This window comes from Methanolobus sp. (assembly GCF_016278365.1).
Classification (GTDB): Archaea; Halobacteriota; Methanosarcinia; order Methanosarcinales; family Methanosarcinaceae; genus Methanolobus.
The window spans coordinates 16,488-36,385 of the sequence record NZ_JADQBZ010000004.1 but is presented as its reverse complement, the minus strand read 5'-3'; the positions used below and the strand labels follow the sequence as shown (position 1 = coordinate 36,385).

The following is a 19,898-nucleotide window of genomic DNA, read 5'->3' as shown; positions in this document are numbered from 1 at the left end:
TCTATCACTTCCTGCTCCTCTGCATCATGCGCATCTGCTCTTTCCCGGTGGCTTCCTCTTCCCTGATGGTCCGGCCTGTGAAGTGCAGGAAGACATCTTCAAGAGTTGGTTTATGGATGGATATCGAGTCAATGGGAACACCACTTTCTGATGCCATATTGACTATCTGTGCAACATGCTTTTCCGCGTTATGTAAACCAATGGTGATGGACGAATCGTGAACTTCAATGTTGTTGATTCCCGGCAGGGATTCGACAACCGAATACAGGTTATCCTTTTCAGAAGACACTATAGTAATAATATCGCCACCAATATCGTTTTTCAATTTCTCAGAGGTGTCAAGGGCTATGATCTGGCCTTTGTCGATAATGGCTATCCTGTGACAGAGTTTGTCTGCCTCTTCCATATAGTGAGTGGTGAGAATGATCGTGATACCTTTTTCCTGGTTCAGCCTGTGAATATAATCCCATAGGTGATTCCTTGTCTGGGGATCAAGTCCGAGGGTTGGCTCATCCAGGAACAGCACTTTTGGTTCGTGCAGCAAGCCTCTTGCGATTTCCAGGCGGCGCCTCATGCCTCCGGAGTATGTTTTGACAAGATTGTCCTTTTTCTCGTCCAGCTCCACCAGCTTAAGTAGCTCGGTTATCTTTTTTTGCCGTTCATTTTTGGGGATACGATAAAGACGGGCATGAAAATCCATATTCTCATAGGCTGTGAGCTCTTCATCCAGGCTCGGGTCCTGGAAAACTATCCCAATGGACTTGCGTACTTCGTCTTCGTTCCTGAGTATGTCATATCCATTAACCCATGCCTGTCCTGAACTTGGCTTGAGCATTGTTGACAGCATGGCCATGGTAGTGCTCTTTCCGGCTCCATTGGGTCCAAGAAGGCCGAATACCTCACCTTTTTCTATATCAAAGGAAAGGTTGTTTACGGCGGTAAAATCACCGAATTTCTTAGTAAGATCCTTAACTGTAATTGCAGACATTTTCATTCTCCGATGCCCTCGAACACTAAGTCTATCTTTGCAGAGAGATCCCTGGAAAACGAGTCATCCGTATCTGAGTGCATCCACATCATAAGTGAGTGGAAATAGACGGCATGCAGGGTCTCTGATGCGATCTGAAGGTCAACCCTTTCCTTAATCTCTCCGTTCTCCACACCCTCTTTGAGAAGATCACGGAGTATACTTATGAACCGTAGCTGATTACCGTGCCCGTGTTGCTTTCTGTCCGGGTGCTGCCCTGAGGCCATGACCAATCGCCTGTGTTCAAAGAACAGCATCCTCAAAAGCACCTTGTCCTTTTCATAGTTCTCTGCAAGGAGAACAAGGAAATTCTTTATTTTATCCTTTGCAGGCGCATTTGTAGCTATCTGTGATCCAAGTATATTGAAAACAAGTTCTTCCTTGCGTTCCCTGAAGTAAAGCAGAAGCGATTCTTTTGTGGGGAAGTAATTGAAGAACGTACCTTTGGCTATGCCGGCTTCCTGTGTGATCTCATCAACTGTGGTGTTCTCAAAGCCCTTTTCCCTGAACAGCCTTCCGGATATCTCAAATATCCGGTCTCTTGTTTCCTGTTTCTTTTTTTCACGGAGGGACATATTGCCTCATTTATTTGCTGGCCGATGTCAATGTGACCGTGGTCATTAATGACCATAGTCATATTTAAGCATTTTGAGGCATGGAGTTCAAAAGAAAGAGATATCCTGCCCGAAGATCCAAAGAGCCGGTTTTTGAAACAGAGGTGACCACAAAATGGATATATATCTGTGGTCACCTATTTGAAGTGCATTGGCTCTTTTTTGTTAAATGAGGCAGATGAAAGAAAAGTTAGAAGAGCACCACGGGATATTTTTGCTGCTTTGCGCTCTGTAGATTGAAACATCAAATTCGATTTCGGATTCAAAAGTCCGCTTTCTTTTCCATTCAGACTGATGCTTTTCACAATCTTCTTTGAGACACAGATTTACGCGGATGAACACGGATTCTTGGAATATGGGTCTAGAAATCCTCTGCAGGTCAAATCCGTGTAAATCCCGTGTTAATCCGTGTCTGAAAAATAAATCCAGAAATGCAAACCATTTTAGCTCAAAGACACCGATTTACACAGATGAACACGGATTTTAAGTTGTGGGCTTTCATCAAATTCAGTACTTCGCTAATTTTGAATAGACTACCGAATTATGCTATCCAATAGCTTTATATGCGGCTAAAACGCCGCCATATGTCATTTCTACCATACAATTCACGAACCACTTCTAAACTTGAATTAAGACCAAAACAATGTATTGATGCTGTTCTGAAACCACTTATAAATAATATCGATATAAAGATAAACGGTAAACTTAACTCTAAAAATCTATTTAACACTGCCATATGTATGGCAGTCGATAAAAGTTCAGTTCATTCTGCGTCAAAACACTATCAAGAGATTCCCTGTGAGACATCATTAAGATATCATCTCAGGAAACTAAGTCTCGAAGAGCTTATCCAGGCAAATCAAAGCATTCTTCTTCAAAGTTCTGTCAGTACTCTAAAACCAGAGAAAAAGTATGAGTTTGCTATCGATTTTACAAATGATCCATATTATGGAAAAGTTGATTCATCCAATGAAGACTACGTGATACGTAGTCAGGCCAAGAAGTCCACTAACTCTTTTTATTCATATGTATCACTGTCTATAATAAACAAAAATTATAGGTATACTCTTGCAGTTATTCCTGTTGAAAGGAATAAAACAAAGGTTGACTACCTCACTTATTTCATAGATCTTATCGATGAACTGGATTTCAATATCAAGGTGCTTTGTCTGGACAGAGAGTTCTATTCAGTTGATGTGTTTGAGTTCTTGCAGAACAAAGATATCCCTCACATTACACCAGTAGTAAGAAGAGGAAAAGCAATCAAACAACTGCTTAACGGGAGAAAGGCAAGGTCTACTGAATATGTAATGAAGAATGCTCAAAAGAAAGAAGTTCATCTGGATATTGTAATTGATGTGAAGTATCTGAAAGGTAAAAGAGGCAAATATGGGTGTGAAAACCTTGCTTTTGTAGTTTATGGGATTAAATGGTCTCAAAGAAAGGTTAGTAACGTCTACAGAAGAAGGTTTGCTATCGAGTCATCATATAGGATGAGAAATATCGTTAAACCAAGAACATCAACAAAAGATGTAACTTTCAGATACTTCTTTACACTAATATCGTTCCTGCTGAGAAATACATGGCTTTGTCTCCAGAAAAAACATTTCACAATAGTAAAACCAGGTCCAATAACCATTGATGAAGACAAGTTCAGATTTGCCAGGTTTATTCTGTTTGTTGAAGAATGGCTTAGGAGAAGGTTAAAAATTCAGTAGTAGTGCAATGTTTAAGGTAATCCAATAGTGGTAAGGACACGAGGAGACGAAATTAGCGAACCACTAACTTTGTATTCATAGGTTATTTACGTTGGGAGTAATATATATTCTATTTATATACTATGGCCATATCTTCCAACTGAAATTTGGTGAATACCCTATAATCTCCACTATATTTTTTCACAATGTTCTGTTGTATGATACATTCGCAATTATGTAGCAACATTATAGATAAAATTATTAAGTTTGGTGTTATTTTCATATATTTTTATAGCACAAACAGTTCAATCAATGGACATAATACTTAAATAATATAATCTATTACCATTTAATATCACATTGTAAGAATGTGAGCCGGAGTTCACACTGAATTTGCAAAGTCGGCTTGAACCCCGGCATTGCCCAGAGGCATGGTAATGTTAGCTTTGATCAAGTTTAAAGTTTGTGTATCCTTGCTTCTGGAGTACATTAAAAGAGGTAAGAATATGAATACCAAAACCAAAATTTCTTCCTGTCTTTTTATTAGTATCAAAAAGACTTGATATTATGAAACTAAATAAATTATACAAAACAGTCGAGTGTCGAGACAAGATTAGAGAAACGATTACGAATCCAAATAATTCAATCATCTTTATTCTTGGTATTCCATTCATATTCGCACTAACATGGGTACTTTTTGAAAAAGGAAGATATTCAGGGATACTAAGCTTTTTCATATCCTTTGTCGATCCGTATTTTTATTACTTTATAATAATTGGACCATTAATCCCATTATTCTTTTATGGTCATTATACTGAACATAAAATAACTTCTACCATATTTGGATTTTTGTTGTATCCACTTATCTTTTTTCAAACTGATGTTCTAGCCATTATTCTTGACTTCGGATTCGAACAAGCTATCAATCACTTAACTTGGCATCGCATGTCAAATCTTATTTTGGAGGTTTGGCCACTTTCAATAATTCATGCACTAATAGGGTTTTTAGTAGCACACAGGAAACAAACCTATTTGGTTATCGCATTTCTGCTATTTGTATTACATGTTGTTGTATTTTACTTTGCAATCGACTAAGTTAATAATTAATCAATTATCTCAACTGCATATTTTACTAGAATAATAAATTGAGAAATACTAAAATTAGTGAAGTACTGAAATTAGAAGTGGCGTTTAGGAACTTGTTTGATATCCTCAGATAAGCCATTCAAATCAATAGCAAAGCAACAAATCAAAGCTACAGTACATAAGAATTATTTACCAGAAATACACAGTAATTTTTACGCTCAAATATTGGAGAAGTTAAAATGAACAATGGAATCGAGATGAAAGAAGAGCAAGTACAACCTGTGCTGTCGATCAGGACCAGGGCAGCGGTTCGGGACCTTCCAAACATAATCGGGGAGAGCTACGGAAAGATCATGCAGTATATGGAGAAGATTGGCAAGCAGCCAGCAGGAGCACCTTTTGTCGCCTACTATAATATGGATATGGATGACCTGGACCTGGAGATCGGTTTCCCGGTTGCGGAGCCACTGGAAGGCAACGATGAGATCAACAGGTCAGAGATACCCGCAGGCAAATATGTGTCCACGACATACAAGGGCCCTTATGCAGGCATGGAAAAACCCTATACTGATATAGCAAAATGGATCGAGGAGAATGGGTACAGAGCAAAGGGCATCTCTTACGAGTATTATTACAATTCTCCCATGGAAGTGCCTGAGAGCGAACTCCTGACACGCATAGTGATGCCGGTTGAATGATGACTTTCTGTTGTTGCTGCAGCAGAGTATTTTGTATTGCTGCCAGCTATGTGATATGAAGTGTACCAGGCTGTTTATGCATTGGAGAGCCTTACCGATCATTTTCTCAGTTTCAGATTGTAATGTTTTCTGGCGGCGATATCGTCTAACATAGAATGGAGTAATCCGGATCGCTCTTTAAGAGCTAATCCTTCAGATCCCTTTGTTGCTTTATCCAATGCTTCTTTTAATTCCGCTATCTCTAAAACCGTAGCTGCAATACAGAAGTAACTTTTCGAACGCCCCTCGTTGAATTGCTGCAACATTCCCTGTAGCAACTGTTCCCTTATCTTTTGTGACTTCTCAAATTCGGTCACACCATTTTTTTGGATAGAGGCGATATCGACTTCAAGTTTCTGATAGCACTTGAAGGAATCATTCTTTTTTCCTGCACCCCGGTGCTTTTTCCACTTCTGGCAGGTTTCATTCTCCCCGCAATCCCAGCAGAACTCAACCCCTTTCTTCTTTACTGCACAGGTGATGAAAGGACAGCCTACTGCCATCCGGCCTTCGCTTTTACAGCCCAGGCATCGGCTTTCTGTGGTCATGTGGTAATTCGGACAGAGCCTGCAGGAAAGTCCGCATATTCCAATTTCAGGGTATCTTATATCCATATTTTCCTGTGATAGAACCTGTCCTCTTTGATTAAATAGTCCATGCTGCTACTGCCCTGAGCCACGTACTTTGAAGGCTGCAGGTTACCACAATAATGCATTCAGGATGTGGTCACCCGTCTAAGTGTACATATAGAAAAGAGAAAACAGAGAAACAGGAAGAAATTCCCTGGTTTCTGCCATATGGTAATTATATATCATTATCCAAATATTTTCTTTGACGAGTGATGTATACAGGATTTCAAATGGAAGAAAACTTGATTTTTTTGTGGAATATAATATATTTTTTCTATTTCACCTAAGAAAACGAATATTTATAAGCAGCTAACTCCAAATGAATAACTATGAAAATCATACTAACCTCAGTGTTTGTAAGTGATCAGGAAAAGGCTCTGAAATTCTACACCGAAGTGCTGGGCTTCGTGAAAAAGAGTGATGTTGCTGCTGAAGGATACAGGTGGCTTACCGTCGTTTCCCCTGACGATCAGAACGGGACCGAGCTTTTGCTTGAGCCCAACGACAATCCAGTGGCACAGGCATACCAGAAAGGAATATTTGAACAAGGTATCTCTGCCGCATCCTTTGGTGTCGGGGACGTCCGTGCAGAGTATGAAAAGCTAAAAGAACGGGGTGTGAAGTTTACGATGGAGCCGACAGAAGTGATGCCCCAGGTGACCATAGCAGTCTTGGACGATAGCTGTGGCAACCTGATACAAATACAACAAACGGCACAAAAGTAAGCTGTTCTCCGAATCCTTGTCAGAATATCCGGCTTGAGAATATTCAAACTGCAATCAATACAATGGAATTTTGCCCAATGAATAAATCTATGCCAGAACCACTGATGGATGAGCATGGAGTACACAATCGTTGAAGAATATGATCTCATTGTTATCTTTGGCATTATTGACTCCAATCCTGTAAAAATATCACTGATAACATGTTTTAAGGAAACACGCAGCAGAAGAGTGAGGACAAATGAGTGAACCAGTAACCGTTCGCAAAGGCGATGCAGTGGATTATGATCTTCAGAACGACAGCCTTTTCAGCTATGCTCGTGGCCTGAAGTACAGGACATCCGTAGATGTGGATGGGATCATACTGGATATCGCAGAAGACAACTCTCTCATGAGCGTGGAGATCCTCTATGTCTCGGGGAGATTCGGCATTACCAGACAGGATGTCCGGCAATCCATAGTTTCCCGAAAACTCGGACTTGATGTGAAACTGGAGGTATCTGAGAATCTCATCAATGTAACGCTGGACCTGAAAATACTAAAACGGAATGTAGAGGTCGAGCGTGTGGCCTGTGCATCGGCAATGAATTCAATGAACCTGCCAACAGGCAGCGGATCGCTTGCCATGATCACATAGAATACGAACATTTAAAGAATAACTACGAGAGGTGACCACAATAGTGCGGTCAGGATGTGGTCACCCATGGACACACTTAGTAAAAGTGGACTTCCCGATAAATCAATTTAATATACAAGAATCACAGATGAATGAGCATGGAGTACACAATAGTTCTTGAAATAGCAGAAGAGGGTGGATACACTGCACGTTGCCTCGAACTCCCCGCAGCGATCAGTGAAGGAGATACTAAAGAAGAAGCCCTTGAAAATATCAAGGAAGCCATCGAACTGGTGCTTGAGGTCACTGAAGAGCAGGCCAGAGTACTTGGCGAGATCGCAAAGGTTGATGTTGCAAGTGCCTGAGATTCCTGTAATTTCCGGCCGGAAGGCTATCAAGATCCTGGTGAAACTTGGTTTTGTGGTTGTTAGGCAAAAAGGTAGTCACGTGTTCCTTCAACGCGGACATGACACCGTGACCGTACCTTTACATGACCCTCTGAAAAAGGGCACATTGAATAGTATACTTAAACAAGCAGATGTATCGCTTGAAGACTTTTTGAATGAAAGATGACCATAAGTCACCCATCTAAAACAGATAGATACTCATCCTACGGCTTTTTCAGCACCGCCGCCCTGTCCGGAAACCTCTTCGGCCTCCCCGTAACCTCAAGCCCCGCGTCACCGGCGATCCTCAGCGTTTCCTCAAATGCCTTCCCTGAGACCTCAAAGGGCGGCTCCTCAACATAGACCAGCCCTCCGTCCTTGAGCAGCGCCACCACTTCCCGGAAGAGTGCCCCCCTGTCCGGCACCTCATGCACCACGTAGAACAGGAACACCAGGTCAAAGCTCCCGGACACGCCCAGCCGTTCCGCCTCACACCTGTGCAGCACGATCCTCCCTTCCACTCCAGACCCCCGGACCTTATCCCTCACTATCTGAAGCATGCCTTCCTGCAGATCAACAGCCACCACCCGCCCGCTCTTCCCGACCATGCGGGCTATGTCAAGCGTGAAAAATCCCGGCCCGCACCCCACTTCCAGCACGTCCATCCCTTCTCTGACATAGGGTGCGAGTATCTTCTGCGGGTTCTGCAGCCATCTGCGGATACTGCTGTCGAGGCGGCCGGAGTGTTCTAGGGGGCAGATGTGGGTGTTTTCTGGAGACATGTGTAGGGATTCCTTTTTGAGATTGGATATTGTTGATGTGAAAGAAATGGTGGTATGAGGATAAATAGAGCTTGTTGTGCTTATTTGCAAGCTATTGGGAAGGAGTGGGCTGAAATGGTGACTATATATTAGATAAAAGTAGTCACCCTACAACAAGTCTTGCAGTTTCCCTTAATAAATGAGCTGGCATTGGATACTTTAGTTGCCATACAAAATTGATAGGTTTTTCACCTTCATGACTCACATAATCTACTGGTCCTAAGAAATAGTATGGTTGAGATAAAGAATTGATACTTTTGTTTACTCTCACAAAAAGAATAATTGTTTGATTCTTATCTATGTGATTGATATATCTTTGCCCTGTTTCAGAATCGATCCGAGTAGATGCTTGGCTTTGCCAGTGAAATAGATTTTCATTAATTGCATAGTCATTATACATTGTAGTTGGAGAATAGTCTTTTTCATTCTTGTTTAACGTAATGAAAAACACATCTGTCTTTTTATCTTTGATGTATAATACTCCAGTCTGTATAGTATGATTATTTTGCAAATCAAAGTAACCAACTCCAGCAAGTGCTTCAGCTTGCGTATATCTGGAATGCAAACTTAGAGATGAAACATATGGCAATGCTATGTCAGAAGAAATTGTTTTTATGATGCTTTTTTTGTATTTTAGCAGCATGATTATTTCATCATAAAGTACAGGATTATCTAGTAATTTAGAGAAAGCATCTTTTAAAGAGGCAAACTTATCCTTATTCCAAATAGTTAGAACAAACATTGTTAAATAATATCTTTCTTTTCCAGATAGAGCTTCTTCATTTATACTTTTGCCAGTTAGACTCCTAAGAACACAATCAATGTAATTACTGTCATCTATATGTTGAATTCTTCTTAGACCACTTGTTAATTGTTCTTCATGTGGTTCATTGAAACCACCAATAATTTCAGCTTCTGCGAGTGCTCTAGACCAGCACATCTTCTTGTAAATATCATCAAGGTCTAAATTATAGTAGCTTATGAAATTTTCAAAAGATAATTCCATTCCTGTGTCAGCAACAAAACTAGAGATTCTATTAACGATTGTTTGTCGCCTTAAATTAAGGGCCTGACTAATGTTATCTAATATATATTCCTTAGATTTTCTTTCAAGTTCTATGCTGCAACCGGCGGGCAAATGTGGAAATCCTTGCTCGATTTCTAAATCAATATCTTGACCGATATTTTCAATCAATGCTTTAAACTTCAAGTCAAATCTATAGTTTTTGTTCGCTTGTCCCACAAAATCCAATACCGTTAAGCAGTCTTTATCGTCACTTAATCTAAGTCCACGCCCTAATTGTTGCAAGAATATTGTTAGACTTTCAGTTGGACGCAAAAAGAGAACAGTGTCTATTTCTGGAATGTCAACTCCTTCATTGTACAAATCTACAACAAAAATGAAATTAATCTCTTTGTTGAGCAATCTTTTCTGAACAGAACTTCTTACATCTTTGCTAGAATCTGAAGTTAGATATTCACTTGGAATTCCATATTTATTGAATATTCCAGACATGTATTCTGCATGCACTTTAGAAACACAGAAACCTAGACCTTTAACATATCTAATATCCAAAACAGTCTGTACAGTTTTCTCACAAATCATTTCTGCACGATGATTATCTGCGAGATATAGATCACTGAGTTCACTCTGAACATAACCACCACGCTGCCATTTCAACTTGGAATAATCTACACTATCGGCAATACCAAAATATTGGAAAGGACACAACAGCTTTCTGTCTATTGCATCAGGTAAACGAATCTCTGCAGTTATGTGATTATCGAAAAACATTTTAATGTCTAAATTGTCAGCACGTTCAGGAGTCGCTGTTAAACCAAGCAAGCAACTAGGTCTTACATGATCTAAAAGCAGCTTATAGCTTGGTGCTGCCGCATGATGAAATTCATCTACTACGATATAATCATAATATTCAGAATCTAGAAGGTCATGAATTTCTTTAGAGTTATATGTTTGAATTGATGCAAATATTTGTTCTGTATTCGTTGGAACATTTCCATCAATCATCATATCCCCAAAATTGTGATTTCTTAGAACCATTCTAAATGTGTACAGGGATTGTTTCAGTATCTCTTCTCTATGTGCTACAAACAACAAATATGGTTCTCTTTTGTGGGCTTCAAAAAACTCATGTCTGAATTTTTTAAAATCAAAAGCTGCAATCATCGTTTTTCCCGTACCTGTTGCAGCTACGATTAAGTGTTTGTTCCTATGCAGTTGACGTTCTGCCCATATTGATTCAAGTATTTCTCTTTGGAATGGATATGGTGTTAAATCAAAATTTGGCATCACAAATTCAGTAGTATTATCGTATTTTTCTGCTTGTAGTGCCTTTATCAATCTAGACTTGTCATCTTTACTATATGTCTCAAATTCCCTATCATTCCAATAAGTATCAAAAGTAGCCTTTATTTTAACCCATTGAAACAGCTGCTCATATTGACTAATTTTTATATTCCATTCCAATCCATCAGTCAGTGCTGCATTAGAGATATTAGAAGAACCGATGTATGCCGAAGAAAAACCAGTTTGCCTTTCAAACAGATAGGCTTTTGCATGCAATCTTGTTCTTCTAGTATCATAGCTTACTTTTAAACTTGTATTTGGCAAATTTTCTAGAAATTCAATCGCTTTTGAATCCGTTGCACCCATATAACTGGTTGTTATAACTCTTAATTCACTCCCTTTTCTTGAAGTGAACTCTTTTAGTTCCTCTTGTAATATTCTTATACCACTCCATTTGATGAAAGAACAAAGAATGTTTACTCTATCGGATGATAAAATCTCTTTTTTAAGTTGAGAAATTAATGAGGGGTCCTGCCTTGTACCTGTGAGTAAAGCACCTAAAGAAAGTGGAGTATCAGGGCGTGAAAAATCTAAACCTAGATTTTGATCTAATACTGCCATGAGTTTTTCAGCAGTTTCAGAGATATCTAAACCGTGGGTTTCTATGCCATAGCTTTTTAAAATATCTACTATTGCATTGCATATTTCTATCTGTTTATCGATCTTTGTTTTTCCGTTCTTATCGCCTTTAATCTCAGATAAACCATGAGAAAGAATTCGATATAGATATTGTGCTAAGTAATCGTTGCTATCAGCATCATTTAGTCGAGACAAATGTTTATGCTTGTCATCAATATCGAACAAGTTTTTAGAAAGGAATTCGTTCACAATATGTTCATATAATCCTGATTTCATAGCATTCACATTCACAATTAATATTTATCAGAGTATTAGATTAAGAATATATTAAGAAATTGCTTTTGAAAAATAAAGGTTCATTCATAATCACTTTACCCCAAATCCTAATATACACTCCCCAACAATCCTCACACAGGAGAATTCCAATCATGAAAGTCTCAATAATCGGTTCCGGCTATGTCGGCTCGGTCTCAGCAGCCTGCTTTGCTGAACTTGGCCATGAGGTTATCTGTATAGATGTCGATGAAGAAAAGGTGAAGCTGATCAATGCGGGCAAGGCGCCTATCTGGGAGGAGGGGCTGGACGAGCTGCTGCTGAAGCACTCGCAGAAGAGCCTTATTGCGACATCGGATTATGAGTATGCCGTGGCGAACTCGGATGTGTCTTTTATCTGCGTGGGGACACCATCGGGGGAGGACGGGAGCATCGACCTGGGCATCGTGAAGGCGGCCAGTGCCAGCCTGGGTGCGGCCATCGGGAGGAAGGATGGTTATCATGTGGTCGTGGTCAAGAGCACCGTGGTGCCGGAGACTACAGAGAAAGTGGTGCTGCCCATCGTTGAGGAGTTCTCGGGGAAGAAGGCGGGGAAGGATTTCGGGGTGGCGATGAACCCGGAGTTTCTGAGAGAGGGCAAGGCTGTTTATGATTTCATGCATCCGGACAAGATCGTGGTGGGCGCCATTGATGAGAGGTCAGGTTTTGTGGTGGCGGAGCTGTACCGGGGGCTGGAATGTACGGTCACGCGCACCAATCCAAGGACTGCGGAGATGATCAAGTACGTCAACAACTCCTTCCTGGCCACCAAGATCTCCTTTGCAAACGAAGTGGGCAACATCTGCAAGCAGCTGGGTATCGACACCTACGAGGTCATGGACGCCGTGGGTACGGACTTCAGGATCGAGCGCAGGTTCCTCAATTGCGGTGCGGGTTTTGGGGGGTCATGCTTTCCCAAGGATGTCAAGGCGCTCATAGGCAAGGCAAAGGGGATCGGCTACGAACCTCAGCTCCTTGAGTCCGTGGTTGCTGTCAACGACCACCAGCCCCTCAAGATGGTGGAGCTGCTCCAGCGCAAAACAGGACATATCAGGAACAAGAGAATAGCTGTCCTGGGGCTGGCCTTCAAGAACGACACCGACGACATAAGGGAATCACGCTCCATCCCCGTCATTGCTGAACTGCTGCGCCTTGGGGCCGATATCGCAGCCTACGACCCCATGGCCGCAGGGAACATGAAGAAGATCTTCATCAATATCACTTATTGCGCCACCTCATCCGAGGCCCTGTCAGGGGCCGATGGATGCCTGATAATGACAGAATGGGAAGAGTTCGGGAAACTGGACAGCGAATTCGGGGGCATGGCCGACAGGGTGGTCATCGACGGGCGGCACATGCTCAAACCCGATCAGCTCAAGACAAAGATTGATTACGAAGGCATCTGCTGGTAAGCATGAAGCCAGGAAGCATACAAGTCCCTGGCACATCGTATGCATAAAAGTAAAGAGACTCTGCAGAAGACCTGCATCTTCATTTGAACCACAAGAGTTCACAGAGACTGAAACGGCATTTAATACATCTCTGTGAACTCCGTGCCCTCTGTGGTTAAGAATGATTTTAGATGTATTCAAGAGCATTTCTACAGAGCAAACACGGATCCAACATATGAAAGCGAGACTCGCCCCTGTACAGGACACACATCTCAGAAGGTTCTTACATGACAGAAAGATTCACCATCGGAACAGGAGAAAGGAAAACGATCAAGAGCAGCTTTTTAGGTGGCACTGTGGACATTATCTATTGCGGGATCTCCGGGGAGAATACATTCTCCATAGGACTTCTCCTGTCAAAAGGCTATCATGGGCACGGCCTCAACCTGTTCTTTCCCAAAAAGTCTACATACATCATGCTGGACAAGCAAAAGTTCTACGTCCATAATGTCACTAATGAAAACATTACTCTCCAATTATCCGAGTAAAATCGAAGGATTTTAATAGATGAAGTGAAAAACTGACAGCTCACGTGGTGGGCACTCATGAAAAACGACAACCAGATAAAAGAAGACATCAACGGCAGGATCCATTCCCTCGACCAGGGTTTCAGGAGCCTTGAGAAGCGATTGCGTGCCATCGAAAGGCGCCTTTCTGCAGGAGAGGTACCTGAGGGTCTGCAGCAGACTGACAATCACGAACTTGAAGAAGAGATAGAGGAGATCAGGAAATATCTCGACGCCGTCACGGAAAGGCTGATGGAATATAAAAGCTCCCAGTCGCTTGATGAAGAACTGGCTGCAAACCGTCAACTGGTCCTTGAACTCAACAGGCGTATAGAGCTGCTCAATGAAGATAACTCAAAGCTCCAGGCAGTGCATGGTCCCGGTGAGCCGGCTTACGGGCAGCTTGTGGCAGAGTTAAGGAATGAAATAACATCACTCAGCCAGCGCCTTGACAAAACTGAGAACAAGAATCGTATCCATATAGGCTCTATGAAAGTGCCTCTGGAAATGTCAGGCATCGTCGGTGCGCTGGTGCTGGCCCTGACAGGCGGGCTCATCATAGCGGGAAGGTGGGACATCATACGCTCCCCGTATTTCTCTTTCAGCATCGCACTCGCACTTGCCGTGGCAGTTCTGATTAAGTTCTATTTTGCTAACAACTCAAAAGCGTAAATGCAAAATATCACATATCAGGATATCTGAATATATCTAACCACAGAGAACGCTGAGTTTACAGAAGGTCTTCCTCTCTCCATTCTTGTAATTTAGTTGTTAATAGTTCAATACAGCTATTCCACAAAACCGAAAAATAAGATGTGAGAGCAATCCAAAGGTTCACCCTCTTCTGACCTTCACGAAGAATTCATCGGAGTAGTCCATATATCCTTCCTGCATCACCCGCACAGCGATATAACCCTCGTTCTTTCCTGTCGGCAGTGATATATTTGTCAGGGTTGCTTCAAAAGTACCTCCGGGGCCGGTAACCCCGCCAATAGCCTTCTGTCTTGAAGGGCACCAGAGCACGATATTTGCTCCTCCCACCGGCACATCCTTTGAGTCAAGCACCCGCACCTGCATTACCGGGGAGTCCCCCTGTCCGCCAGGCAACGCAAAACTGGTGTTGTCGACAGTTGCATAGATAGCCCCGGGAGCAAGGGGAGTATTGAGGACAGCGTAGAGGATTACGTACATCCCTATCATGCCGATAATTGTCAGTACCACCATCCGTATGGGAAGCCCCAGGGCTGCGGAACGGTCATGAAAAAAGCGCTTTGGGTTCATAGGAATTAGAAAAAGGTGTCAGGATCATGATGTCCTGACGATCATCACTGCATTCGTCTTCTCGTAGTCGTAGAAACCATTTGCCGTGATCTTCAGGTCCATGGTCCCTTCATTCTGGTTGGCTCCCATGCTAACCGATGCTCCGCTGAGTGTCGAATCGGCTTGCAGTGTGCACATGCCTGCATCATCCGTAACACCTGTTGCAGCACCGCCAAGACCGCGCAACACTACATTCGCATCCCTCACGGGATAACCATCAGGGTCCTTTGCAGATATTTGTACTGTTACTGGGAAAGGACCGGCTGATATGACTGTGGAATCAACAAGGATAGTGTTACCAGGCGATAGAGTAGTTGAATCCAGGCCTGCCTCATCGACATTCACGGACATGTTCTTGGTGGGAGGCGGGATTATCGCAATCAGGGCTGCAAGGGCAACCATCCCGACCACCAGCATCACAACGATATTGATGGGCAACTCAATAGCCGAATCATTACTAAACAATTTTTTTGTTTTTTTCAAAAATTACCACCGACATACAAGAAAATGACCTTGTATATAAATTATGCTATTTGCTTCTGATTTTTTATAAAGTGCCAACAATAATAAATAATCGTCACATTCATGTACCAAAACCCTGCTTTAAATCACACATGAAAAAGATAGTTATCATCGATTACGGCCTCGGTAATCTCAGGAGCGTCCGCAAGGGCCTGGAACATGCCGGTGCTGATGTACTGATATCCAGTGACCCCTCGGAGATACTGAGTGCAGACGGTGTCATCCTGCCGGGGGTCGGGGCCTTCAGGGATGCGATGAAGAACATCCAGGGACTGCTTGACACCATTAACGGCTACGTCGATTCAGGTAAGCCCATGCTAGGCATCTGTCTGGGGCAACAGATCCTCATGAGCCGGTCTGAGGAAGGCGGGCATACAAAGGGACTTGGCCTTATAGAGGGCAGTGTCCTGAGATTTCCTCACAGCGATCTTAAAGTACCTCACATGGGCTGGAATTCCATCGGTATGACCCGGCAGCATCCTTTCTTTGAAGGCATACCTGATAACACGTATGTGTACTTTGTACATTCCTATTATGTAGATACGGCACAAAGTAATGCACTTGCATTGTGCGAATACGGCACAAAGTTCGCAGCATCTGTTGTCAACAATGCAGGCAACGTCATAGGCACGCAGTTCCACCCCGAGAAGAGCGGGGATATAGGCCTGAGAATGCTCAGGAATTTCGTCAATATGTGTTAGAATTGTTAGAACGAGGCTTACATGGATATCGAAGGCTACGCAAAAAAAGGGCTCAAAAATAGTGACCCCGACCTTGAGGAGAAGCTCACATCCAGGATACTGGAAGTGAAAAAGACAACACCGGAACATGCCCGTAAACTTGCAAGAGCTGCCATTGTGGAAGCGAAGGCAACCCTGCATGTCAGTGGCGATGCACTGGAACCAACCATATCCGGCGTGACAATGGGAGAGTTCGGGGTCGGCTCAAGAGGCATCGGGGATTTCTATACTCATGAGAAGATAGCCGAGGTCATCGGCAAGACCAGTGCCATTGTTGATACCACCCAGCTTGACGACTCAGGTGTTGTCAGGTCAAAGGACCCTGGTGAGTATATCATAGTCACCATAGACGGCATACATTCCAGACTCAGCGATTTCCCCTTCCTTGCAGGCTTTCACGTAGCCCGTGCGGCTTTAAGAGATGTCTATGTTATGGGAGCCCGCCCGGTGGCAATGCTTTCTGACATCCATGTTGCAGATGACGGCGACGTCGCAAAGATCTTCGACCACATAGCAGGCATAACTGCAGTTGCAGAGCTCTCTGGCATACCGCTCATTACAGGCAGCACCCTGAGGATAGGCGGGGACATGGTAATCGGGGAGCGCATGACAGGCGGTGTAGGTGCTGTTGGAGTGTCATCTGACCTCACCGCCAGGCAGCAGACACAGGTGGGAGATGTCATCCTCATGACCGAGGGAGCAGGCGGTGGTACAATATCCACAGCTGCACTCTATTATGATATGCACGAGGTCGTTGACGAAACGATCAATATCAAATTCCTGGAAGCATGTGAGAAGATCCTCGATTCAGGTCTTGTCAGGCATATCCACGCCATGACAGACGTGACCAACGGAGGGATACGCGGAGATGCAAAGGAAATATCACGTACAGCTGGTGTAAAGCTTGTGTTCGATGAAAAAGAGATGCGCAAACTTGTGAATCCTATTGTTCTCCGGATGCTGGAATCTCTCGAGATAGATTATCTTGGAGTATCACTGGATGCTTTGCTCATCATTGCCCCGGCGGAAGTGGCTGAGGACATCATGGGAACCGTAAGGTCGGCAGGTGTGGGAATAAGCATCATTGGAAGAGTAGAGGGAGGTAGCGGCGCCATGATCATGGTCGACGGTGAGTTGAGGGACTTCACTCCAAGATTCAGGGAATCCGCATACACTCCCATCAAGAAAATGATAGGTGAAGAGCAGCCCCGCAACTTTGAAGAAATGCAAAAGGCAATCGACAGGGCCGCACTTGAGGCCACAGGGAAGAAAAATAGAATAATAGAGAAGGTGAGGAGCAGGTAATTTACTGATTACCGGCCTCTCTCAATTTTTCCACTACCAATATCACATTGTCTTTTTCCAGTATAACGACTTTTTCACCTTTTTCCAGGGGCTCTGCAGAGCGTGCTTTCCAGTATTCTCCCCTGTGTATCACATAGCCGGTCTGGTCAGGAGTTATGGGCTTATGAACTATTGCAGTATCTCCTATGATCTCTCCGAACTGAGGCTTGCGTTTCCTCACCTCAAGGACCTTGTACATAGCAAATAGCAGGAACAGCCCTACAATGATGGTGGGAGTCACTATCGAAGCGATAATTGTCCTCTGGAACTCGGCAGGCGAATAATTGCGCGGGAAATCAGTGGGTGCAAGCAGCACACTCCCGGCCACTATGCATATCATCCCCGCTATACCGAACACACCCACACCCGGCGACTGCAGTTCCAGGGCCAGCAGGGCTATGCCCACCAGTATGAGGAAAATGGCGCCTATGTTCACATCAAAGCCTGTGCCAATGAGTCCCAGCACGATGGCAACCACGCCGAAAACCTCAGCGCCGAAACCAGGATTTGAAATGCCAAGGATCACAGCATACACCCCTAACAGCAAGAGCAACGAGGAAACAATAGGATTTGAGACAATGTTCATAAAACCAAGCCTGAGGGGAGCTTCATAATAAACGATCTCTGCACCTGCTGTTTCAAGCGTCCTGCCTTTTACCTCCAGTCCATCGATCTGTTCAAGCAGGTCCTCTATAGAAGGAGCAACATATTCTATCACACCGTACTCAAGAGCTACTTCCGAGTTGAGATTAAGATTCTCAGTTATGAACTCCCTGGCCGCGGTCTCATTCCTTCCATGCATCCTGGCATTTTCGGTGGCCCTTTCAACAAGCGCGTTTACGATCTTGGTATCAGTGACAGGTTCTGAGCCGCTGGGTGTCACGCTGACCGGCTGGGCAGAACCGATGACAGTAAAAGGAGCCATCGCAGCAACATCGGTACTGATCAGTATGAGTGTCCCGGCTGACCATGCCTGCGTACTTTCAGGATATACATACCCTATCACAGGTATGTTTGTCTGTGGTATCATCTCCGTTATCCTGAGTGTTTCATCCAGTCCGCCACCGGGAGTGTTCAGGGTTATAACAAGTGCCTCATAGCCTTCATTCTCTGTTATGGCTATGGCATCTGCCACGATATCATCTGTTACAGGAGTGATAGCACCTGATATTTCAAGTACCAGCACATCCCGGTTCTCCTGGGCTCCGGCGGCAGAGGACAACAGGATAGTGGTTAGTGTCAGGAAAAAAAGAAGGCTTATAAAAAGCCTGTTTTGAAAATTCATATTGTTACCTTATCTGGGTTTGTTCTGGAGAGCCTTGGACATGGCTGCGATCTCCCCCATCTCGATGGAGTTGGCCACAACTATCATATTCCGCTCTCTTGCGATCTCGGCAAGAGTTTGCAGTTCCCTGAGCTTGATGGTTACAGGGACCTCTTCATACAGCTTGGCAGCCTGTTTCATCTTCTCAGCCGCAATGAACTCACCGTCTGCAAGGATGATACGGGCACGCTTCTCACGTTCTGCCTCTGCCTGCTTTGCAATAGCACGCAGCATTGTATCGTCAATGCTGACATCCCTGAGGGTCACGCCTGTTACCTTGATACCCCATGGATCTGTGGAAATGTCAAGTGATTCCTGTATGTTCAGGTTGATCTCATCTCTCTTGGAGAGCACGTCATCCAGGTCGATCTGGCCTATGACATCACGGAGTGTGGTCTGTGAAAGAGTGGAGGTCGCATATTTATAGTTCTCAACTTCGTTGACAGCCCTTGAAGGGTCCACAACCTTGTAATACACAACTGCATCAACTGCAACTGTAACATTGTCCCTTGTAATAACTGCCTGTTTGGGGACATCTATTGTAACCACACGCAGGTCCACTTTTACCACTGTATCGATGACAGGGATTATAAAGAAAAGACCCGGTCCTTTTACACCGCTTAGTCTTCCAAGACGGAAAATAACAACACGCTCGTATTCCTTGACGATCTGTATTGCTTTGGAAAGAATAAAAATTGCAACTACTGCTGCTATAATTATGATTTGTTCCAATACCATTTTATTTAAACTCCCGGGAGATTAAAAAAGTCTATATGCAATAACTATAAAGAGCCAGGGCATTAAAAAGACATCGCTTATCTTTTGAAGGACACAGAAGAATTAATAGGAGACGGGCCTGAAGCCTTTTCTGAGGGGATGTACACGAAAGCATTACTGTCAGTTGTTATTTTGATAATAACCTTCAGACCCGATAAACAATAATCTCACTTATCGTTTATTAATGTGATTGATTTTGCCGTTAACAATTTCAAACCGTTGAAAGAAAAACGACATCAGATAACTAAGAGAGTAGTAAAAACAATATAAGGACGGGGACTCTGAAGCAAAGACATAAATCAGATATATGCCTTTTAGGG

20 protein-coding genes and 1 pseudogene are annotated in these 19,898 nt (G+C 43.3%); 12 read left to right on the top strand and 9 right to left on the bottom strand.

The window, feature by feature from the left end; all coding sequences use genetic code 11:
• Window positions 1–4: 4 nt before the first annotated feature.
• Both QZZ22_RS03660 and QZZ22_RS03655 read right to left on the bottom strand, forming a co-directional pair.
• On the bottom strand, window positions 5–988 hold the full coding sequence (locus tag QZZ22_RS03660; protein ID WP_292462816.1) for an ATP-binding cassette domain-containing protein: 984 nt from the start codon (window positions 986–988) through the stop codon (window positions 5–7).
• A 2-nt stretch (window positions 989–990) separates the two neighbouring features.
• Window positions 991–1,602 carry a TetR/AcrR family transcriptional regulator gene (locus tag QZZ22_RS03655; RefSeq protein WP_292462814.1) on the bottom strand — a complete coding sequence of 204 codons (612 nt, stop codon included), beginning with the start codon at window positions 1,600–1,602 and terminating at the stop codon, window positions 991–993.
• A gap of 623 nt (window positions 1,603–2,225) precedes the next feature.
• Between QZZ22_RS03655 and QZZ22_RS03650 the strand changes: the two are divergent.
• Window positions 2,226–3,379: pseudogene (locus tag QZZ22_RS03650) on the top strand (ISH3 family transposase).
• A gap of 1,284 nt (window positions 3,380–4,663) precedes the next feature.
• Window positions 4,664–5,122: a GyrI-like domain-containing protein gene (locus QZZ22_RS03645; RefSeq protein ID WP_292462811.1), complete on the top strand. Its 459-nt coding sequence runs from the start codon at window positions 4,664–4,666 to the stop codon at window positions 5,120–5,122.
• A gap of 98 nt (window positions 5,123–5,220) precedes the next feature.
• Here the strand turns inward: QZZ22_RS03645 and QZZ22_RS03640 are convergent, their stop codons facing one another.
• The gene (locus QZZ22_RS03640) at window positions 5,221–5,775 is read right to left on the bottom strand and encodes a DUF3795 domain-containing protein (RefSeq protein WP_292462809.1); all 555 of its coding nucleotides are present in this window, start codon (window positions 5,773–5,775) and stop codon (window positions 5,221–5,223) included.
• Window positions 5,776–6,119: 344 nt separating this feature from the next.
• On the opposite strand from QZZ22_RS03640, the gene QZZ22_RS03635 reads away from it, so the two are divergent.
• The 5 genes from QZZ22_RS03635 (at window position 6,120) to QZZ22_RS03615 (ending at window position 7,701) form a co-directional block, all read left to right on the top strand.
• Window positions 6,120–6,515, top strand: coding sequence for a VOC family protein (locus QZZ22_RS03635; protein WP_292462808.1), 396 nt, complete (start codon window positions 6,120–6,122; stop codon window positions 6,513–6,515).
• Between the two features lie 114 nt (window positions 6,516–6,629).
• The gene (locus QZZ22_RS03630; protein ID WP_292462807.1) at window positions 6,630–6,761 is read left to right on the top strand and encodes a hypothetical protein; all 132 of its coding nucleotides are present in this window, start codon (window positions 6,630–6,632) and stop codon (window positions 6,759–6,761) included.
• Entirely contained in the window at window positions 6,754–7,149 is a 396-nt protein-coding gene (locus tag QZZ22_RS03625; protein ID WP_292462806.1) for a DUF2283 domain-containing protein, read from the top strand. The genes QZZ22_RS03630 and QZZ22_RS03625 overlap by 8 nt, the downstream gene beginning before the upstream one ends.
• A gap of 137 nt (window positions 7,150–7,286) precedes the next feature.
• Window positions 7,287–7,493 (top strand): type II toxin-antitoxin system HicB family antitoxin, encoded by a 207-nt coding sequence (locus tag QZZ22_RS03620; protein WP_292462804.1) that lies wholly within the window; start codon window positions 7,287–7,289, stop codon window positions 7,491–7,493.
• Entirely contained in the window at window positions 7,486–7,701 is a 216-nt protein-coding gene (locus QZZ22_RS03615; RefSeq protein ID WP_292463167.1) for a type II toxin-antitoxin system HicA family toxin, read from the top strand. Before QZZ22_RS03620 ends, QZZ22_RS03615 begins: the two co-directional genes overlap by 8 nt.
• A 37-nt stretch (window positions 7,702–7,738) precedes the next feature.
• Here the strand turns inward: QZZ22_RS03615 and QZZ22_RS03610 are convergent, their stop codons facing one another.
• A complete protein-coding gene (locus tag QZZ22_RS03610) occupies window positions 7,739–8,296 on the bottom strand; it encodes a class I SAM-dependent methyltransferase (RefSeq protein ID WP_292462801.1) in 558 nt (185 codons plus the stop codon).
• Between the two features lie 142 nt (window positions 8,297–8,438).
• On the bottom strand, window positions 8,439–11,558 hold the full coding sequence (locus tag QZZ22_RS03605) for a DEAD/DEAH box helicase (RefSeq protein WP_292462799.1): 3,120 nt from the start codon (window positions 11,556–11,558) through the stop codon (window positions 8,439–8,441).
• Window positions 11,559–11,710: 152 nt separating this feature from the next.
• On the opposite strand from QZZ22_RS03605, the gene QZZ22_RS03600 reads away from it, so the two are divergent.
• From QZZ22_RS03600 to QZZ22_RS03590, 3 genes are all read left to right on the top strand, one after another.
• Window positions 11,711–13,006, top strand: a complete 1,296-nt coding sequence (locus QZZ22_RS03600; RefSeq protein ID WP_292462797.1) for a UDP-glucose/GDP-mannose dehydrogenase family protein — start codon at window positions 11,711–11,713, stop codon at window positions 13,004–13,006.
• Between the two features lie 266 nt (window positions 13,007–13,272).
• Window positions 13,273–13,533 carry a hypothetical protein gene (locus QZZ22_RS03595; protein WP_292462795.1) on the top strand — a complete coding sequence of 87 codons (261 nt, stop codon included), beginning with the start codon at window positions 13,273–13,275 and terminating at the stop codon, window positions 13,531–13,533.
• Between the two features lie 57 nt (window positions 13,534–13,590).
• Window positions 13,591–14,223: a hypothetical protein gene (locus QZZ22_RS03590; protein ID WP_292462794.1), complete on the top strand. Its 633-nt coding sequence runs from the start codon at window positions 13,591–13,593 to the stop codon at window positions 14,221–14,223.
• A 162-nt stretch (window positions 14,224–14,385) separates the two neighbouring features.
• Here the strand turns inward: QZZ22_RS03590 and QZZ22_RS03585 are convergent, their stop codons facing one another.
• Window positions 14,386–14,832, bottom strand: a complete 447-nt coding sequence (locus QZZ22_RS03585) for a carboxypeptidase regulatory-like domain-containing protein (RefSeq protein WP_292462792.1) — start codon at window positions 14,830–14,832, stop codon at window positions 14,386–14,388.
• 24 nt (window positions 14,833–14,856) lie between these two features.
• Window positions 14,857–15,354 (bottom strand): carboxypeptidase regulatory-like domain-containing protein, encoded by a 498-nt coding sequence (locus tag QZZ22_RS03580; RefSeq protein ID WP_292462790.1) that lies wholly within the window; start codon window positions 15,352–15,354, stop codon window positions 14,857–14,859.
• Window positions 15,355–15,485: 131 nt separating this feature from the next.
• Between QZZ22_RS03580 and hisH the strand changes: the two genes are divergently transcribed.
• Window positions 15,486–16,094, top strand: coding sequence for an imidazole glycerol phosphate synthase subunit HisH (gene hisH / locus QZZ22_RS03575; protein WP_292462788.1), 609 nt, complete (start codon window positions 15,486–15,488; stop codon window positions 16,092–16,094).
• Between the two features lie 21 nt (window positions 16,095–16,115).
• A complete protein-coding gene (locus QZZ22_RS03570) occupies window positions 16,116–17,438 on the top strand; it encodes an AIR synthase-related protein (RefSeq protein ID WP_292462785.1) in 1,323 nt (440 codons plus the stop codon).
• Between the two features lies 1 nt (window position 17,439).
• Here QZZ22_RS03570 and QZZ22_RS03565 read toward each other — a convergent pair whose 3' ends face one another.
• Complete coding sequence (locus QZZ22_RS03565) at window positions 17,440–18,762, bottom strand: nodulation protein NfeD (protein WP_292462783.1); 1,323 nt, start codon at window positions 18,760–18,762, stop codon at window positions 17,440–17,442.
• A 9-nt stretch (window positions 18,763–18,771) separates the two neighbouring features.
• Complete coding sequence (locus QZZ22_RS03560) at window positions 18,772–19,539, bottom strand: slipin family protein (RefSeq protein WP_292462781.1); 768 nt, start codon at window positions 19,537–19,539, stop codon at window positions 18,772–18,774.
• Between the last annotated feature and the right edge of the window lie 359 nt (window positions 19,540–19,898).

Bases quoted from the DNA above. Each gene is read 5' to 3' on its own strand.
- QZZ22_RS03655 (WP_292462814.1), bottom strand. From the start codon at position 1,602: ATGTCCCTCCGTGAAAAAAAGAAACAGGAAACAAGAGACCGGATATTT.
- QZZ22_RS03610 (WP_292462801.1), bottom strand. From the start codon at position 8,296: ATGTCTCCAGAAAACACCCACATCTGCCCCCTAGAACACTCCGGCCGC.
- QZZ22_RS03560 (WP_292462781.1), bottom strand. From the start codon at position 19,539: ATGGTATTGGAACAAATCATAATTATAGCAGCAGTAGTTGCAATTTTT.
- QZZ22_RS03640 (WP_292462809.1), bottom strand. From the start codon at position 5,775: ATGGATATAAGATACCCTGAAATTGGAATATGCGGACTTTCCTGCAGG.
- hisH (WP_292462788.1), top strand. From the start codon at position 15,486: ATGAAAAAGATAGTTATCATCGATTACGGCCTCGGTAATCTCAGGAGC.
- QZZ22_RS03630 (WP_292462807.1), top strand. From the start codon at position 6,630: ATGGAGTACACAATCGTTGAAGAATATGATCTCATTGTTATCTTTGGC.
- QZZ22_RS03645 (WP_292462811.1), top strand. From the start codon at position 4,664: ATGAACAATGGAATCGAGATGAAAGAAGAGCAAGTACAACCTGTGCTG.
- QZZ22_RS03585 (WP_292462792.1), bottom strand. From the start codon at position 14,832: ATGAACCCAAAGCGCTTTTTTCATGACCGTTCCGCAGCCCTGGGGCTT.
- QZZ22_RS03605 (WP_292462799.1), bottom strand. From the start codon at position 11,558: ATGAAATCAGGATTATATGAACATATTGTGAACGAATTCCTTTCTAAA.
- QZZ22_RS03570 (WP_292462785.1), top strand. From the start codon at position 16,116: ATGGATATCGAAGGCTACGCAAAAAAAGGGCTCAAAAATAGTGACCCC.
- QZZ22_RS03625 (WP_292462806.1), top strand. From the start codon at position 6,754: ATGAGTGAACCAGTAACCGTTCGCAAAGGCGATGCAGTGGATTATGAT.
- QZZ22_RS03565 (WP_292462783.1), bottom strand. From the start codon at position 18,762: ATGAATTTTCAAAACAGGCTTTTTATAAGCCTTCTTTTTTTCCTGACA.
- QZZ22_RS03595 (WP_292462795.1), top strand. From the start codon at position 13,273: ATGACAGAAAGATTCACCATCGGAACAGGAGAAAGGAAAACGATCAAG.
- QZZ22_RS03590 (WP_292462794.1), top strand. From the start codon at position 13,591: ATGAAAAACGACAACCAGATAAAAGAAGACATCAACGGCAGGATCCAT.
- QZZ22_RS03620 (WP_292462804.1), top strand. From the start codon at position 7,287: ATGGAGTACACAATAGTTCTTGAAATAGCAGAAGAGGGTGGATACACT.
- QZZ22_RS03600 (WP_292462797.1), top strand. From the start codon at position 11,711: ATGAAAGTCTCAATAATCGGTTCCGGCTATGTCGGCTCGGTCTCAGCA.
- QZZ22_RS03660 (WP_292462816.1), bottom strand. From the start codon at position 988: ATGTCTGCAATTACAGTTAAGGATCTTACTAAGAAATTCGGTGATTTT.
- QZZ22_RS03635 (WP_292462808.1), top strand. From the start codon at position 6,120: ATGAAAATCATACTAACCTCAGTGTTTGTAAGTGATCAGGAAAAGGCT.